Origin of the sequence: Cellulosimicrobium arenosum (assembly GCF_014837295.1) — a bacterium.
GTDB classification, from domain to species: domain Bacteria; phylum Actinomycetota; class Actinomycetes; order Actinomycetales; family Cellulomonadaceae; genus Cellulosimicrobium; species Cellulosimicrobium arenosum.
In genome coordinates this window covers 1-15,735 of the sequence record NZ_JACYHB010000001.1, presented here as the reverse complement: position 1 = coordinate 15,735, position 15,735 = coordinate 1, and the positions used below count along the sequence as shown (strand labels likewise).

Here is a 15,735-nt window from a genome sequence, read left to right as displayed (position 1 = left end):
CGCACGGCACAGACTCCGCGCCGTGCGGCGCGAGGTCGGTCAGGCAGGGGTCCACCCGAGCGACGTTCCGGCGAGCACGTGGCCGTGCACGTGGAACACGCTCTGCCCGGCACGCGGCCCGGAGTTGAAGACGAGCCGGAACTGACCGTCCGCGAGATCGCCCGCGACCTCGTCCGCGAGCGCCACGACGTCGCTGAGCAGCTCGGGGTCCGCCGCCGCGAGCTGGGCGATGTCGCCGTGGTGGTCGCGGGGCACGACGAGCACGTGCACCGGGGCCTTGGGGTCGATGTCCCGGAAGGCCACCGAGCGCTCGGAGGTCGCGACGACGTCCGCCGGCACCTCACCGGCGACGATCTGGCAGAACAGGCAGTCGGTGGACTCGGTCGTGCTCGTCATGGTCCCGACGGTAGTGCACCCTCGGTTCCCGCGCCCGGCTCGACGCCCCATCGCCCGAGCCGCTCCGCGAGGATCGCGACGGCGACCGGTCCGGCCGTGGAGGTCCGCAGCACGTGCGGACCCAGCCGGGCCGCGACGGCGCCCGCCGACGTGAACGCCTCGAGCTCGCCGGCGGAGATGCCCCCCTCGGGCCCGACCACCACGAGGACGGCGGGCGCACCGCCCGACTCGTCGACGGGCGCCGTCGGGGCGGGGACGGGGAGCGGCACGTCGGCGAGCGGCGTCGTCGCCTCCTCGTGCAGCACGATCACGCAGCCGCCGGCCGCGACCACCTGCGCGGCGAGCTCCGCGAGCCCTCTCGAGTCGACGGCCACGTCCGTGCGCGGCAGCCGCGCGCGGCGCGCCTGCTTGCTCGCGGTGCGCACCGTGGCGAGCCAGCGCGCCCGAGACCTCGCTGCTCGCTCGCCGCGCCACACGACCACGGACCGCTCCGCCTGCCACGGGACGATCGCGTCGACACCGACCTCGGTCGCGGCCTCGATCGCCATCTCGTCGCGGTCGCCCTTCGCGAGCGCCTGCACGAGCGTGAGGACGACGCCCGGCTCGGGCTCGGCCTCGACCTCCTGGACCAGCAGCGTGACCCGGGACGTGTCCACCTGCTCGACGACGCACCGCAGGCGCAGCCCGGCGCCGTCGGACACGTCGACGCGTTCGCCCGGCCCACGTCGCTGCACGACGCCCGCATGGCGGCCCTCGGCGCCGTCGAGCACGTAGCGGTCCCCCGGGACCAGGTCGTCCAGGCGGGTCTCGGCGAGGAACACCGGAGCGCTCACGAGCGGCCCCTCAGCGTCCGGCGAACTTGTCGCGCAGGCGCGAGAACACACCCGGGTGCGCCGCCGAGAGGCGGGGGTCGGGGCGTTCCTCGCCGCGCAGGCCCGCGAGCGAGCGCAGCAGCTCCTCCTGCGCCTCGTCGAGGCCCGTCGGGACCTGGACGTCGATGTGGACGTTCAGGTCGCCGCGCCCGCCGGCGTGCAGGTGGCCGACGCCGAGGTTCTTGAGCGTGACGATCTGGCCGGGCTGCGTGCCGGGGCGCAGGTCGATCTCCTGCGCGCCGTCGAGGGTGTCGAGCTCGAGCACCGTGCCGAGCGCTGCCGCGGTCATCGGCACCTCCAGCGTGCAGTGCAGGTCGTCACCGCGACGGACGAACGTGTCGTGGTTGCGCTCGCGGATCTCGACGTACAGGTCACCGGCAGGTCCGCCGCCCGGGCCTACCTCGCCCTGCGAGGTCAGCTTGATCCGGGTCCCGGTGTCGACGCCGGCGGGCACCGTCACCGTGACGGAGCGGCGGCTACGGACCCGACCCTCGCCGGAGCACTCGGCGCACGGCTCGGGGATGACCGTGCCGAACCCCTGGCAGGCCGCGCACGGCGAGCTCGTCATGACCTGACCGAGGAAGGAGCGCGCGACCCGCTGCACCGTGCCGCGACCGTGGCAGACCTCGCACGTGCGCGGAGTGGTGCCGGGTCGGCAGCAGGAGCCTCCGCAGGTCCCGCACACGACGGCGGTGTCCACCTGCAGCTCGCGCGAGCCGCCGAAGGTCGCCTCCGCGAGCTCGATGTCGAGGCGGATCAACGCGTCCTGCCCGCGGCGGGCCCGCGGGACGGGGCCGGACTGGGCCTGGCCGCCGCCGAAGAAGGTCTCGAAGATGTCCTGGAACCCGAACCCGCCACCCATCGGCCCGCCGGCGCCGCCGCCCGGGGCGCTCGGGTCCACGCCCAGGTCGTACTGCTGGCGCTTCTCGGGGTTGGAGAGCACCTCGTAGGCGCGCGAGACGTCCTTGAACCGGTCGCCCGCGGTCTCGCCCGCGACGTCGGGGTGCAGCTCGCGGGCGAGCTTGCGGTAGGCCTTCTTGATCTGGTCCTGCGTCGCGTCGCGGGACACGCCGAGGGTCTCGTAGTAGTCGCTCACACGTCACTCTCTGGTGGTGCCGGCCGGTTCGGTGCCGTCCGGGTCTGGGGTCCGATGTCTGGTGGTGCGGGGCGTGATGGTGCGGGGCGCCGGGGCGTCCGCGAGATGTCAGGTCCCGAGGGCGCGGGACAGGTAGCGGGCGACGGCGCGCACGGCCGCGATGGTGCCGGGATAGTCCATCCGCGTCGGGCCGATCGAGCCCAGCAGCGCGACGGTGTCCCCGTCGCTACCGTAACCCGTCGTCACGACCGAGGTCTCCGCGAGCCCCTCGAGCCGGGTCTCGCGGCCGATCCGTACGCTCACGCCGGAGTCGGCAGCCATCTCCGTGAGCAGGCCCAGGAGGACGACCTGCTCCTCCAGCGCCTCGAGGACGGGACGCAACGCGTGCTCGAACCGCATCCCGACGCGCGCGAGGTTCGCCGTGCCCGCGAGGACGATGCGCTCCTCGCTCTCCTCGGCGAGCGTCTGCGCGACGAGGTGCGCGACGGCCGTGACGATCGGCGCGTCGTCCGCACCGAAGCCGTGCGCGACGTCCGTGAGGCCGGTCGAGAGCTCGGCGAGCCGCTTCCCGGCCGCCGCGGCGTTCAGCCGCGTGCGCACCTCGGTGAGCGTCGCCTCGTCCGGGACGACGGCCACCTCGAGCGTGCGCTGCTCGACGCGACCCGTGTCGGTGATGATCACGACGAGCAGGCGTGACTCCCCCACGGGCACGAGCTCGAGGTGGCGCAGGCCCGACCGCCGCAGCGAGGGGTACTGCACGACCGCGACCTGGCCGGTGAGCTGGGCGAGCAGCCGTCCCGCGCGGGTGATGACGTCGTCGAGGTCGACACCCTCGGAGAGGAACGTCTCGATCGCGCGACGCTCCGGGGCGGACAGGGGCTTGACGCCCGAGAGCCGGTCGACGAACATCCGGTACCCCTTGTCGGTGGGGACCCGACCGGCCGAGGTGTGCGGCTGCGCGATGTATCCCGCGTCCTCGAGCGCGGCCATGTCGTTGCGGATGGTCGCGGGCGACACACCCAGGCCGTGGCGCTCCGTGAGCACGCGCGATCCCACGGGCTCGCGCGTCAGGACGTAGTCCTCGACGATCGCGCGCAGCACCTCGAGCCGGCGTTCCTCGCTCACGTCCACCTCTCCGCGTCGCCTCCGCACCCGAGGTGCGTCCACGGGTGGAGGCTCGGCACTCTCGACCGTCGAGTGCCAATCGTACGCGCCCGAGGACTACGGGGAGGAAGCCTTCGCTCCGCGTGAACGCAGGTCCACGAGTCCGACGACGAGGGCGGCCACGACCAGGCCGGCGGTCACGAGCAGCGCTCGGCCCGTCGCGAGCGCGGCGGCGTCCCCACCCGCGATCCCCCCGTAGTACACGGAGACGATGACGGAGATCCCGACGGCGGACCCGACCCGCTGACCCACCTGCAGCATGCTGCCCGCGACACCCGCGCTCGCGACCGGCACCTCGGACAGCGTGAGGGTCTGGTTGGGCGCGATGACGAACCCGCTGCCGGCACCCGCCACGAGCAGGGTCACCGCCAGAACCGGCCCGACGACGCCGGGCTCGCCCCCCAGCGTCCGCACGACCAGGTCGCTCGCGAGCACACCGACGAGCACGAGCACGAGGCCGGCCACCACGATCCGGCGACCCCAGCGCGCGACGGCGCGCCCCGAGAACCAGGCTGAGACGCCGGACGCCGCGGCGAACGGGGTGCTGACCAGCCCGGCCTGCAGCGGCGTGTAGCCGAGCTCGTCCTGGAGGTAGAGCGTGACCACCAGGAACACGCCGGTGAACCCGGCGAAGTAGACCATCCCCAGCAGCGCGCCGTTGCGGAACGAGCGCCTCCCGATCACGCCCGGGTCGAGGACCGCCGCACCGGTACGGCGCTGATAGCCGCGCTCCCAGGACGCGGCGACGACGCCGAGCACGGCGGCGACGGCGAGCGACCACCAGCGGGCGGGGTCGTCGTCGACCCCCGTCGTGGTGACGAACGGCAGCATGACGGCGACGGTCACGAGCGCGAGCAGGACGAGACCGACCGGGTCCAGGTGCCGCGGGACCGTCCCCCGCGCCCGGTCCGGCGGTGGCACGAGGCGCCACGCGAAGGGCAGCATGACGGCGATCACGGGGATGTTCACGAGGAACACCCAGCGCCACCCCTCCGCCGAGCCCGCCGCGGCGATCAGCAGCCCGCCGAGCACCGGTCCGAGCGCGGTCGAGACGCCGATCGTCGCGCCGAACATGCCGAACGCCCGGCCGCGGTCGAAGCCGGAGAACTGCTGCTGGATCAGGCCCACGACCTGCGGGTTGAGCAGCCCCGCGCTGACACCCTGCAGGAGCCTCGCGACGCCGAGCAGCGTCCCGGTCGGCGCCAGGCCGGAGGCAAGGCTCATCAGCGCGAAACCGACGAGGCCGATGATGAACAGGCGACGGCGGGCGCCCGCGTCGCCCAACCGGCCCGCCGGGACCAGGGCGAGCCCGAACGCGAGCGTGTAGCCCGCGACCACGAGCTGGAGCTGGGTGGGCGACGCGTCGAGGGAGTCCTCGATGGGCGGCAGGGCCACGTTGACGATCGACACGTCGAGCGTCGTGATGAACCCCGCCGCGAGGCACACCGCCAGGACGTGCCAGCGCCGCGGATCGGCGTCGGCGGGTGCGTCGCGGGCTGTGCTCACGGGTCGTTCGTACCACCACCGGCCCGCGTGTCGCACCCCGGGAACCAGCCGGGCCCACCCCTAAGGTGTGGGCGTGCCGATCGACCGCTACGGCTCCGACGTGCTCGGGTCGCCGCCACCCACCCACCACCGCTCGCGGCCCGTCTCGCGGCCCCAGCAGGCCGACCGCGGCCTCGTCGTGGAGGAGGTGCAGACCGGATGGGTCGGTGCCGTCGTCCGGGTCGAGAAGTCCGGTGGCATGCGGCTCGTGGTGCTCGAGGACCGTCGCGGTCGCACCCGCTCCTTCCCGCTCGGACCCGGTTTCTGGGTCGACGGCGCGCCCGTCGAGCTCACGGCACCCGTCACCTCCCCGGCCCCGGCCGCTCCCGCGCGGACGGCATCGGGGTCGCGGGCCGTCGTCGGGCAGCGTGCCCGCGTGGCGCGGGGCAGCCGCATCTGGGTCGAGGGCAAGCACGACGCGGAGCTCGTGGAGAAGGTGTGGGGCGACGACCTGCGCGTCGAGGGCGTGGTGGTCGAGCTCCTGGACGGCGTCGACAACCTGGCCGACGCCCTCGCCGACTTCGCCCCGACGCCGGATCGTCGCGTCGGGGTCCTGGTCGACCACCTCGTGGCGGGCAGCAAGGAGCAGCGCATCACCGACGACGTCCTGCGGGGCGTACCGCGGGGGACGGTGCTCGTGCTCGGGCACCCGTACGTGGACGTCTGGCAGGGGGTCCGGCCCGAGCGCGTCGGGCTCGGGCGCTGGCCGACCATCGAGCGCGGTACCGAGTGGAAGCGCGGGATCCTGCGCGAGCTCGGCTGGCCGGCGGCGACACAGGCAGACGTCGCACGCGCGTGGCAACGCATCCTCGGCACGGTCCGCTCCTACGCCGACCTCGAGCCGTCGCTCCTCGGCCGGGTCGAAGAGCTCATCGACTTCGTCACGGCGCCCGACGCACCGTGAGCGCCGGACGCACCGCGACCGCCCCGGGAAGCCCCCGAGGCGGTCGCGGCACCAGCTGACGACTCGTCGGTGCTACACGGGCTGCTCGTTGTTCAGCCGGCGGTAGACGAACGTCGTCGCGAGGATGCAGACCGGGATCGACACCAGCAGGCCGATCCCGCACAGCGCGCTGCCGATCGCGTTCGCGACGAGCACCGCGATGTACAGGATGACGACGGTGCCCAGGTTCTTGTTGACGAGCGAGAAGCTCGACCTGAGCGCCTCGACGGCGTCCTGGCCCTTGTCGATGACGAAGAAGAGCGTGAACATCGCGAAGAACGCGAACACGATGCCCGGCAGGTAGCACAGCGCGTACCCGACGCCCGTCAGCACGCCGACGAGCAGCGCTGCGACGACGACCTTGCCGAAGTCCTGGAACTGGAAGAACGACGCGAACGCCACCTGCTCGCCACGAGAGATCTGCAGCGACACCCTGATGACGGCCGCCTGGATGAACACGCTGAGCAGCATGGCGATGCCGATGAGGACCAGACCGCCGATGCCGAAGACGACGCCGATCCCGCCGTTGTCGTCCGCGGCCATCGCACCACCCACGAGGAGCGCGTAGAAGATGCCGACGAGGACGAAGGTGGCGACGAGGTAGACGGCGAGCCCGGCGAGGAGGGGGCCGACGTTCTGCGTGAACTTGGTCCACCCGTAGTTGAACGCGTCACCGATCTGGACCGGCTGCCCGGGCCCCCCGGGCTGACCGTACGGGGATCCCGGCGGCGGGTACGCGCCCCCCGGACCGTACGGCGGCTGCTGCGGTCCACCAGGTGGCGGGCCACCGTAGGGCGGCGGCTGCGGGGCGCCGCCCGGCTGCTGGTACGACGCTCCGGCGGGCGGCTGCTGGGGCGGCGGCCCGGCAGGTCCGGGTGGCGGGTACCCGCCCGGCGCGCCGTGCGGCGGCTCCGCGCCCGGCGGCGGCATGGCCGGTCCGGCGCCCGCCGGTCCCGGTGCGGGCGGGACCCCGGCTCCCGGCTCTGGGCCGGGCCCGGCGGGGTCGGTGGAGGGGCGAGGCGTCGCAGGACCGGAGGGATCGGCGGGGCCGGTCTGCTCCGGGTCGTTCTCGTCGCGCGGCGGTCCGCCCGTCGGGTTGTCGCTCATCGGGTCTCCTCGTTCGCGGTCGACTGCGGGGATCGCGCGTGTGAACGACCTGTGCCATCGGTACATTCGCGACCCGTCGCCCACCCTGTCGGGAAACGGCCCGGAGCGCCAGAGGAAACGCCGGATCGACGCCGAAACTCACCCGTCCGACCGGGTCGTCCCAACCCCTGGACTCCCGACGGACACCGGGCGGACCTCAGCCCTGCGTGAGAGCACGCACGACCGTGTCCGCGAGCAGCCGTCCGCGCAGCGTGAGGAGTGCGCGGCCGGTGACCGCCGCACGGCCGTCGAGCAGGCCCGAGGCGACGAGACCCGCGACCGCGTGTCGGCCCCCCGCGGACAGCAGGGCGAGGTCGAGCCCCTCCCGCAGCCGCACGCCGAGCATCACGCGCTCGAGGTGCGCCTCGTCGGGAGTCAGCAGCTCGCGACCCGCTCCGGGGGACCTGCCGTCCTCGAGCAGCGCGGCGTAGCGACGCGGGTGCTTGACGTTCCACCAGCGCACGCCGGCGTGCTCGACCGGACCGTCCTGCTCCGCGGTGGCGGCGACGTAGGAGTGCGCGCCCGGTCCGACGCCCCACCAGTCGTCACCGCGCCAGTAGGCGAGGTTGTGCCGGCACCGGTCGTCGTCGGTGCGCGCCCAGTTGCTCACCTCGTACCAGGTGAGTCCCGCCGCCGTGAGCAGCTCGTCCGCGAGCTCGTACTTGGTCGCCTGGTCGTCGTCGCTCGGGAGCGCGATCTGGCCGCGTCGTACCTGCGCCGCCATCTTGGTGCCCTGCTCGACGACGAGCGCGTAGGCGGACACGTGGTCGACGCCGGTCGCGAGCGCCGTCTCGAGGCTCGTGCGCCAGTCGTCGAGGCTCTCCCCCGGCGTCCCGTAGATGAGGTCGAGCGAGACCTTCAGACCGGCGTCGCGCGCCCAGCGCACGACGTCGGGGATCCGCTCCGGCTCGTGCGTGCGCTCGAGGGTCGCGAGCACGTGCGGCACGGCGGACTGCATGCCGAAGGAGACCCGCGTGAACCCTGCGGCGGCGAGCTCGGCGAGCGACTCCGGCGACACCGAGTCGGGATTCGCCTCCGTGGTCACCTCGGCACCGGACGCGAGACCCCAGGCGCCGCGGACGCCGTCGAGCATCCGGGCGAGGTCGCCGGCCGGGAGCATCGTCGGGGTGCCGCCCCCGACGAAGACCGTCGTGACCTCGCGCTCGGGCAGGTGCGCGTCGCGCAGGACCCCGGCGGCCAGGTCGATCTCGCGCAGCGCCGTCGTCGCGTACGACGCCTGGCTCGCCCCGCCCCCGAGCTCCGAGGCCGTGTACGTGTTGAAGTCGCAGTACCCGCAGCGCACCGAGCAGAACGGGACGTGCAGGTACACGCCGAACGCGCTGGACCTCCCCGCGACGGGCACGCCGCCGCCGGGGTGGCCGACCCACGCGGGCAGGGCGCCGTCGTCGGGCACGCGTTCGCCGTCCGGGAGTGCGGGCACCTACTTCTTCTTGTCCTTGGTCTCCTTGCCACCCACGCCGTCGGAGGAGAGCGCGGCGATGAAGGCGTCCTTGGGAACCTCGACGGACCCGATGTTCTTCATGCGCTTCTTGCCCTCCTTCTGCTTCTCGAGCAGCTTGCGCTTGCGGCTGATGTCGCCGCCGTAGCACTTGGCGAGCACGTCCTTGCGCATGGCCCGCACGGTCTCGCGCGCGATGACCCGCGCGCCGACGGCGGCCTGGATCGGCACCTCGAACTGCTGGCGGGGGATGATCTCCTTGAGCTTCGCGGTCATCATCACGCCGTAGTCGTACGCCTTGTCCTTGTGCACGATCGCGCTGAACGCGTCCACCTGGTCGCCCTGGAGCAGGATGTCGACCTTGACGAGCTCGGCCACCTGGTCGCCCGAGGGCTCGTAGTCGAGCGAGGCGTAGCCGCGCGTGCGGGACTTGAGCTGGTCGAAGAAGTCGAAGACGATCTCGGCGAGCGGGAGCGTGAAGCGCAGCTCGACGCGGTCCTCCGACAGGTAGTCCATGCCGTTCATCTGGCCGCGCCGATCGTTGCACAGACTCATGACCGTGCCGACGAACTCGCTCGGCGCGAGGATGGTCGCGCGCACGATCGGCTCGCTGACGGTCTTGATCTTGCCGCCCGGGAACTCCGAGGGGTTGGTCACCTTGACGGGGGTGCCGTCCTCGAGCGTGACGTCGTAGACGACGTTCGGCGCCGTCGAGATGAGGTCGAGGTCGAACTCGCGCTCGAGGCGCTCGCGCACGATCTCCAGGTGGAGCAGGCCCAGGAACCCCACGCGGAACCCGAACCCCAGCGCGACCGACGTCTCCGGCTCGTAGTTGAGCGCGGCGTCGTTGAGCTTGAGCTTGTCGAGCGCGTCGCGCAGCGTCGGGTAGTCGGAGCCGTCCACGGGATAGAGCCCCGAGAACACCATCGGCTTGGGGTCGGAGTACCCGCTGAGTGCCTCGGACGCCGGCTTGGCCATGTTCGTGACGGTGTCGCCGACCTTCGACTGGCGCACGTCCTTCACGCCGGTGATGAGGTAGCCCACCTCACCGACGCCGAGCCCCTTGGTGACGATGGGCTCGGGCGAGATGACGCCGATCTCCAGGAGCTCGTGCGTCGCGCGCGTCGACATCATGACGATGCGCTCGCGCGGGTTGAGGCTGCCGTCGATGACGCGCACGTAGGTCACGACGCCGCGGTAGGTGTCGTAGACCGAGTCGAAGATCATGGCCCGCGCCGGCGCGTCGGCGTCGCCCGTGGGTGCGGGCACGCGCTCCACGATCCGGTCGAGCAGCACCTCGACGCCCTCGCCGGTCTTGCCGGAGACCCGCAGGACGTCCTCGGGGTCGCCCCCGACGAGCTTCGCGATCTCCTCCGCGTACTTCTCCGGCTGTGCTGCGGGGAGGTCGATCTTGTTCAGGACCGGGATGATCTCGAGCTCGTTCTCCATCGCGAGGTACAGGTTCGCGAGGGTCTGCGCCTCGATGCCCTGGGCAGCGTCGACGAGCAGCACCGCGCCCTCGCAGGCTGCGAGCGAGCGCGAGACCTCGTACGTGAAGTCGACGTGGCCCGGGGTGTCGATCATGTTGAGCGCGTGCGGGACCACCGGGCCGCCCTCGACCTCGTGCGTCCCCCACGGCATCCGCACGGCCTGCGACTTGATGGTGATGCCGCGCTCGCGCTCGATGTCCATGCGGTCGAGGTACTGCGCGCGCATGGCCCGCGGCTCGACGACGCCGGTGAGCTGGAGCATGCGGTCGGCGAGCGTCGACTTGCCGTGGTCGATGTGCGCGATGATGCAGAAGTTGCGGATCAGCTCCGGCGGCGTGGCCGCCGGCTGGATACGGGTGCTGAGATCGGCGCTGGGGATCGGGGACAACGCGGGTGCGCTCCTGGTCGGTTCGGCGGTCGTTCGTCGGTCACGTCGATCGGTCACGGCTGCGGGGGGCGGCGGACGGACGACGGCGGACCGATCGGTCGTCGCGCCTGGTGCCGGACACGGGTCCCCAGTGTCCCACGGAGCCCGCACCGTACGAGCATTCGCCCTCGCCGCGACCGCTCCGCCCTGCGAGCCGAGGCCGCCCGACCTAGCGTGGAGTGCCCGGACCGGACCACCGCCCGGCCCCGGCCACCCGACCGAAGGAGACCACCGTGCCCGGAACGGACCTGACCGGTCGCCGCGTGCTGGCGATCGTGACCAACTACGGCGTCGAGCAGGACGAGCTCGTCGTACCGCTCGAGCACCTGCGCGGTGCGGGTGTGTCCGTGGACGTCGCCGCGCTCTCCGCCGACGACGTGCAGACCCTCGTGGGTGACAAGGACCCGGGGCGCTCGGTGACGCCGACGCTCACGTACGCCGACGCCGACGCGGCCTCCTACGACCTCCTGCTGGTCCCCGGAGGCACGCTCAACGCCGACGCGCTGCGCCTCGAGGACGACGCGATGGGGATCGTGCGGTCGTTCACCACTGCCGGCAAGCCCGTCGCCGCGATCTGTCACGGGCCCTGGGCGCTCGTCGAGACCGCCGCCGTGGAGGGCAAGACGCTGACCAGCTACGCCTCTCTCGAGACCGACGTGCTCAACGCCGGCGGTGCCTGGGTGGACCGGCCGGTCGTGCGTGACGACGCCGGCGGGTACACCCTCGTCACGTCCCGCACCCCGGCCGACCTCGACGCGTTCCTGCGCGAGGTCGACGCCGTGCTCGCCGCGTGACGGCGGCGCCTCCTCCTTCCGCCGGGTGACCGGGTCGGGCAGGCTCCGCCCATGGACGTGACGCCCGGGACCTCCGGCCCCGATCATCTCGATCTCCTCGACCTCCTGGCCCGGCTCCAGGTGGCGTTCCTCGCCGACGTGCGCGTCGCCGATCCCACCGCGCGGGTGCCCGCGTGCGGGCGCTGGCGCGTGCGAAACCTCGTCGAGCACCTCGGACGGATCCACCACTGGGCAGCGGCCCAGGCCGCGCGCCGCCAGGAGACGCCGTTGGGCCGCGGCCCGTTCGACCTCGCGCCGTTCTACGCCGAGCATGCCGCCGAGCTGCGCGAGGCGCTTGCCGTGCTCGACGCCGACGCGCGGGCCTGGACGTTACTCGAGAACGACGACCCGGCGTCGACGGTGCGGTTCTGGCACCGCCGCCAGGTCCACGAGACGCTCGTCCACCTGCACGACCTGCGCGCCGCCGCGGGAGGCACGGTCGAGGACGTGCCCCCGGCCGTGTGGGCCGACACCGTCGACGAGGTCGTCACCCTGCTCCTGCCGCGGCAGGTCCGGCTCGGTCGGACGGCTCCGACCGACCGGGCGGTCGCGCTCGAGGCGACCGACGCGGGCCGCACGTGGTCGCTCGGGAGCGGCGCGCCGGCAGTCCGGCTCAGCGGACCGGCGCGCGGCCTCGCCCTCGTCCTGTGGCGACGGTTGCCGCCGGACCCGGAGGTCGTGCCGGGTCTCGACGTCGACGGCGACGGTGACGCGCTCGTGGCCGCGCTCGCGGGCCGACCCACCCCCTGAGGCGCCGTCGGCCTGAGGCGCCGTCGGCGTGCTCGGCCGGACGACGGCCGGGCCGTCAGCGCAGTCGCGTGATCTCGACCGTCACGTCCAGCACGCTGCCCGCCGCACCCGCGTAGACCCCGACGAGCGGGGCGACGTCGCGGTACTCGCGCCCCCGCCCCAGCACGATGTGGTCGCGGCCGGCAGGTCGACGGTTGGTGGGGTCGTACCCGTACCAGCCACCCACCCACCACTCGACCCACGCGTGCGACTCCCCCTCGACGGTCGCACCGACGGGCGCGTCAGGTCTCGGGTGGACGTAGCCGGAGACGTAGCGGGCGGGGATCCCCACGCTGCGCAGCGCACCCGCGCACAGGTGCGCCATGTCCTGGCAGACGCCCTGGCGCGCCTCCCACGCCACCCCGGCGGGGGTGTGCGCGGTCGTGACCCCGGGCACGTAGTCGAGGCGGTCGCGGACGGCGAGACAGATCGCCTCCGCCGCGTCGCGCGGGTCGAGCCCGCCCGCCGCGTCGAGGGCGAGGGCCGCGACGTCGTCGGGCACCTGCGTGGTCTCGGTGTCCGCGAGGAACGCCGCGAACGTGTCCAGCACCTCGTCCCCGCCGAGCACGGTCCAGCCGACCATGGCGTCCGGCACCGGCTGGTCCCCCACCTCGACCGTGCACCGCGCCCGCAGGACCAGGCGCGAGTGGGGCTCGAGCACCTCGAACGCTGTCACGGTCGTGCCCCAGTAGTCGCCGTAGTCGTGCGCCCACGTCGTGGGCTGGACCTGCACCTGCACGCTCTGCACCTGCTGCCCGGCGTCGGAGACCGGCGTCATCCGGGCCTCGTTGTACGACGCGGTGACGGGTTCGGAGTAGGCGAACGTCGTCGTGTGCACGACCTCCAGGATTCCGTCCCCGGCCCCGTTCACAGCGCCTCCCCCACCCAGGTCGTGACGGCCCCGGTCGGGAAGTAGCGCGCTCGCACGGCGTCGGAGGCCCTCGAGCACGCCAGCTGCACCTGCTCCATCGTGTCCGGCAGCGACGACAGGAGGTCCGCCAGTCGCGCGTACTCGAGGCGCGTGCGGACCATGCCCAGCTCGCGGCGCGCCTCGTCGGCGACGCCGTGACGGCCCTCGAGCGGGCCGAGGTCGCGCAGGCACTGCTCCGCGACGTCGAGCGCGTGCGCGATCGAGCGGGGGAACAGCCGGTCGAGCAGGAGGAAGCCCGCAGCGCGTTCGTCCGACGCGAGCCCGCGGTGGGCGCGCAGGTACGACTCGTGCGCGCCGCACGAGCGCAGGAGCGTCGTCCAGCCCGGCCCGGCGGGGCCGAGCCGCGCCTGGGTCGTGACGAGGCGAGCCGTCATGTCCGCGCGCTCGATGGAGCGGCCGAGGATCATGAAGTGCCACGTCTCGTCCCTGCTCGTCGCGGAGTCCATCAGGCCCGCGACGATCGCGGCTCGCTCGCGGACCCAGGAGAAGTACTCGTGCGACGGCGCGGTCCGGATGACTCCGAACGCCTGGTTGCGCGTCGTGTTGAGGCACTCCCACAGCTCGGTCGAGACGATCTCGCGCGCACGCCGCGCGTTCTCCCGGGCCGCGACCAGCGAGCCCGCGATCGACGACGGGTTGAGCTGGTCGTGCGCGAGCAGGCGCAGCACGTGCCCACGGTCGACGAGGGTCCCGTCGGCCGGGGCGGGGTGGTCCATCACCGCGAGCAGGGACCGGCAGGCGAGGTCCTCCTCGGCCCACGGGTCCTCGGACAGCAGCTGGACGTGCACGTCCAGGATGCGCGCGGTGTCGTCCGCGCGCTCGACGTACCGGCCTATCCAGAACAACGACTCGGCGATCCGGCTCAGCATCGTGGTGCCTCCTCGACCGCGCGGGCCTGTTCCTGGTGCTGCTGCTGTTGTTGCTGCTGCTGCTGCTGGACGATGCGTGACGCGGACCCGACGGGGTCGTCGGCCGGGTTCGTCGAGATCGGCACGCCGGGTGCGGCGGTGCGGTCCGGTACGCCCGGCGTCGCCCCCGCCCCCGGCACCCCGCCCGCGTCCCGGACGGACCCGGGCCGTCGCTCGTCCCGTGCCAGCACCCAGGTGTCCTTCGACCCCCCGCCCTGCGAGCTGTTCACGACGAGCTGCCCCTCGGGCAGCGCGACCCGCGTCAGACCACCCGGGAGCACCCAGACGTCGTCCCCGTCGTGCACGGCGAAGGGCCGCAGGTCGACGTGCCGCGGCCGGAACGCGCCGTCCACGAACGTCGGTGTCGTCGAGAGCTGGACCACCGGCTGCGCGATCCACCCGCGCGGGTCCCGCTGCAGCCGCGAGCGCAGGGCGTCCAGCTCGGCCCGTGACGCCTGCGGTCCGACGACGATGCCCTTGCCCCCCGAGCCGTCGACCGGCTTGACCACGAGCTCGTCGAGGCGTTCGAGCACCTCCGCGAGCGCCTCCGGATCCTCCAGCCGCCAGGTGTCCACGTTCCCCAGCACCGGCTCCTCGCCGAGGTAGTACCGGATCAGGTCCGGCACGTAGGTGTAGACGAGCTTGTCGTCGGCGACCCCGTTGCCGACCGCGTTGGCGATCGTGACGTTGCCCAGGCGCGCGCACGTGAGCAGGCCTGGCACGCCGAGCGCCGAGTCCGCGCGGAACTGGACCGGGTCGAGGAACTCGTCGTCCACGCGCCGGTAGATCACGTCGACACGTCGCCGGCCCTCGGTCGTGCGCATGTACACCCGCCCGCCGGAGCTGAACAGGTCACGACCCTCGACGAGCTCGACACCCATGAGCCGCGCGAGCAACGAGTGCTCGAAGTACGCGGAGTTGTACACGCCGGGGGTGAGCACGACGACGGTCGGGTCCGGGACGCCGTCGGGCGCGGCGGCGAGCAGCGCGGTCAGGAGCCGGCGCGGGTAGTCGACCACCGGTCGCACGCGCAGGCTCGAGAAGAGCTCGGGGAACGTCCGGGCCATGGCGCGACGGTTCGAGATGACGTAGCTGACACCGCTCGGGACCCGCACGTTGTCCTCGAGCACGCGGAAGCCGCCCGCCTCGTCGCGGATCAGGTCCACGCCCGCGACGTGCACCCGCACGCCGTTGGGCGGCTCGATGCCCCACGCCTGCCGGTGGAACTCCGAGGACGACAGGATCAGCCGCTGGGGTACCACCCCGTCGGCGACGGCACGCTGCGGCCCGTAGACGTCCGCGAGGAACGCCTCGAGGGCCCGCACGCGCTGCCCGACGCCGCGGGTCACGACGTCCCACTCGTCCGGCAGGACGACGCGCGGCACGACGTCGAGCGGGAACGGCCGTTCCTCACCCGCGAAGTCGAACGTGACGCCCTGCGCGAGATAGGCGTGGGCGAGCGAGTCGGCGCGGGCCGAGACCTCGTCGGCGGTCAGCCGGGTCATCGTCGCGTGCACCCGCTCGTACGGCGGCCGCAGCTCACCGTCGCGGTCGAGCATCTCGTCCCAGGCCCGCGACACCGGGTAGTCGTCGAACAGGTCCGCCATGTGAATCTCCTATGTCAAGCGGCGGCGGGCATGGCTGCGTCGGGTGCCGCTGCCATGCCGTGGTTGAGGGTGTTGTAGACGGTGCGGGCGAGCTGGCGTCGTAGACAGCGGTAGGTCTCGGTGGACGTC

Annotated in this window: 14 protein-coding genes; 3 read left to right on the top strand and 11 right to left on the bottom strand. The window is 73.1% G+C overall.

All coding sequences use genetic code 11. The annotated features are described in order from the left end of the window. Positions 1-39: 39 nt before the first annotated feature. The 5 genes from IF651_RS00075 to IF651_RS00055 form a co-directional block, all read right to left on the bottom strand. Positions 40-396 (bottom strand): HIT domain-containing protein, encoded by a 357-nt coding sequence (locus IF651_RS00075; protein ID WP_191827060.1) that lies wholly within the window; start codon positions 394-396, stop codon positions 40-42. After that, positions 393-1,229 (bottom strand): 16S rRNA (uracil(1498)-N(3))-methyltransferase, encoded by an 837-nt coding sequence (locus tag IF651_RS00070; RefSeq protein ID WP_191827059.1) that lies wholly within the window; start codon positions 1,227-1,229, stop codon positions 393-395. Before IF651_RS00070 ends, IF651_RS00075 begins: the two co-directional genes overlap by 4 nt. A 10-nt stretch (positions 1,230-1,239) precedes the next feature. Next, positions 1,240-2,364, bottom strand: a complete 1,125-nt coding sequence (gene dnaJ, locus IF651_RS00065) for a molecular chaperone DnaJ (RefSeq protein ID WP_191827058.1) — start codon at positions 2,362-2,364, stop codon at positions 1,240-1,242. Between the two features lie 108 nt (positions 2,365-2,472). Beyond that, positions 2,473-3,489, bottom strand: a complete 1,017-nt coding sequence (gene hrcA, locus IF651_RS00060) for a heat-inducible transcriptional repressor HrcA (protein WP_191827057.1) — start codon at positions 3,487-3,489, stop codon at positions 2,473-2,475. Positions 3,490-3,585: 96 nt separating this feature from the next. Beyond that, positions 3,586-5,034, bottom strand: a complete 1,449-nt coding sequence (locus IF651_RS00055; protein ID WP_191827056.1) for an MFS transporter — start codon at positions 5,032-5,034, stop codon at positions 3,586-3,588. A 73-nt stretch (positions 5,035-5,107) separates the two neighbouring features. Here IF651_RS00055 and IF651_RS00050 point away from each other — a divergent pair, with 73 nt between their 5' ends. After that, positions 5,108-5,977, top strand: a complete 870-nt coding sequence (locus IF651_RS00050; protein ID WP_191827055.1) for a DUF3097 family protein — start codon at positions 5,108-5,110, stop codon at positions 5,975-5,977. Positions 5,978-6,049: 72 nt separating this feature from the next. Here IF651_RS00050 and IF651_RS00045 read toward each other — a convergent pair whose 3' ends face one another. From IF651_RS00045 to lepA, 3 genes are all read right to left on the bottom strand, one after another. Further along, the gene (locus IF651_RS00045) at positions 6,050-7,123 is read right to left on the bottom strand and encodes a DUF2189 domain-containing protein (RefSeq protein ID WP_191827054.1); all 1,074 of its coding nucleotides are present in this window, start codon (positions 7,121-7,123) and stop codon (positions 6,050-6,052) included. 196 nt (positions 7,124-7,319) lie between these two features. Next, complete coding sequence (hemW, locus tag IF651_RS00040; RefSeq protein ID WP_191827053.1) at positions 7,320-8,603, bottom strand: radical SAM family heme chaperone HemW; 1,284 nt, start codon at positions 8,601-8,603, stop codon at positions 7,320-7,322. Next, complete coding sequence (lepA, locus tag IF651_RS00035) at positions 8,604-10,499, bottom strand: translation elongation factor 4 (protein WP_277818417.1); 1,896 nt, start codon at positions 10,497-10,499, stop codon at positions 8,604-8,606. Positions 10,500-10,771: 272 nt separating this feature from the next. Between lepA and IF651_RS00030 the strand changes: the two genes are divergently transcribed. Both IF651_RS00030 and IF651_RS00025 read left to right on the top strand, forming a co-directional pair. Next, the gene (locus IF651_RS00030; protein ID WP_191827052.1) at positions 10,772-11,332 is read left to right on the top strand and encodes a DJ-1/PfpI/YhbO family deglycase/protease; all 561 of its coding nucleotides are present in this window, start codon (positions 10,772-10,774) and stop codon (positions 11,330-11,332) included. Positions 11,333-11,383: 51 nt separating this feature from the next. Continuing rightward, the gene (locus IF651_RS00025; protein ID WP_191827051.1) at positions 11,384-12,121 is read left to right on the top strand and encodes a maleylpyruvate isomerase family mycothiol-dependent enzyme; all 738 of its coding nucleotides are present in this window, start codon (positions 11,384-11,386) and stop codon (positions 12,119-12,121) included. A gap of 55 nt (positions 12,122-12,176) precedes the next feature. Here IF651_RS00025 and IF651_RS00020 read toward each other — a convergent pair whose 3' ends face one another. Genes IF651_RS00020 through IF651_RS00010 form a run of 3 tightly spaced genes read right to left on the bottom strand, consistent with a single transcriptional unit; the run spans position 12,177 to position 15,606 of the window. Then, complete coding sequence (locus IF651_RS00020; protein ID WP_338403672.1) at positions 12,177-12,998, bottom strand: transglutaminase family protein; 822 nt, start codon at positions 12,996-12,998, stop codon at positions 12,177-12,179. A gap of 29 nt (positions 12,999-13,027) precedes the next feature. Further along, positions 13,028-13,960, bottom strand: a complete 933-nt coding sequence (locus IF651_RS00015; RefSeq protein WP_191827050.1) for an alpha-E domain-containing protein — start codon at positions 13,958-13,960, stop codon at positions 13,028-13,030. Continuing rightward, positions 13,954-15,606, bottom strand: a complete 1,653-nt coding sequence (locus IF651_RS00010) for a circularly permuted type 2 ATP-grasp protein (RefSeq protein ID WP_191827049.1) — start codon at positions 15,604-15,606, stop codon at positions 13,954-13,956. The genes IF651_RS00015 and IF651_RS00010 overlap by 7 nt, the downstream gene beginning before the upstream one ends. Positions 15,607-15,735 lie beyond the last annotated feature (129 nt).

Excerpts from the sequence above, each read along its gene's own strand:
- IF651_RS00075 (WP_191827060.1), bottom strand. The coding sequence starts at position 396 with ATGACGAGCACGACCGAGTCCACCGACTGCCTGTTCTGCCAGATCGTC.
- IF651_RS00045 (WP_191827054.1), bottom strand. The coding sequence starts at position 7,123 with ATGAGCGACAACCCGACGGGCGGACCGCCGCGCGACGAGAACGACCCG.
- IF651_RS00025 (WP_191827051.1), top strand. The coding sequence starts at position 11,384 with ATGGACGTGACGCCCGGGACCTCCGGCCCCGATCATCTCGATCTCCTC.
- IF651_RS00015 (WP_191827050.1), bottom strand. The coding sequence starts at position 13,960 with ATGCTGAGCCGGATCGCCGAGTCGTTGTTCTGGATAGGCCGGTACGTC.
- IF651_RS00010 (WP_191827049.1), bottom strand. The coding sequence starts at position 15,606 with ATGGCGGACCTGTTCGACGACTACCCGGTGTCGCGGGCCTGGGACGAG.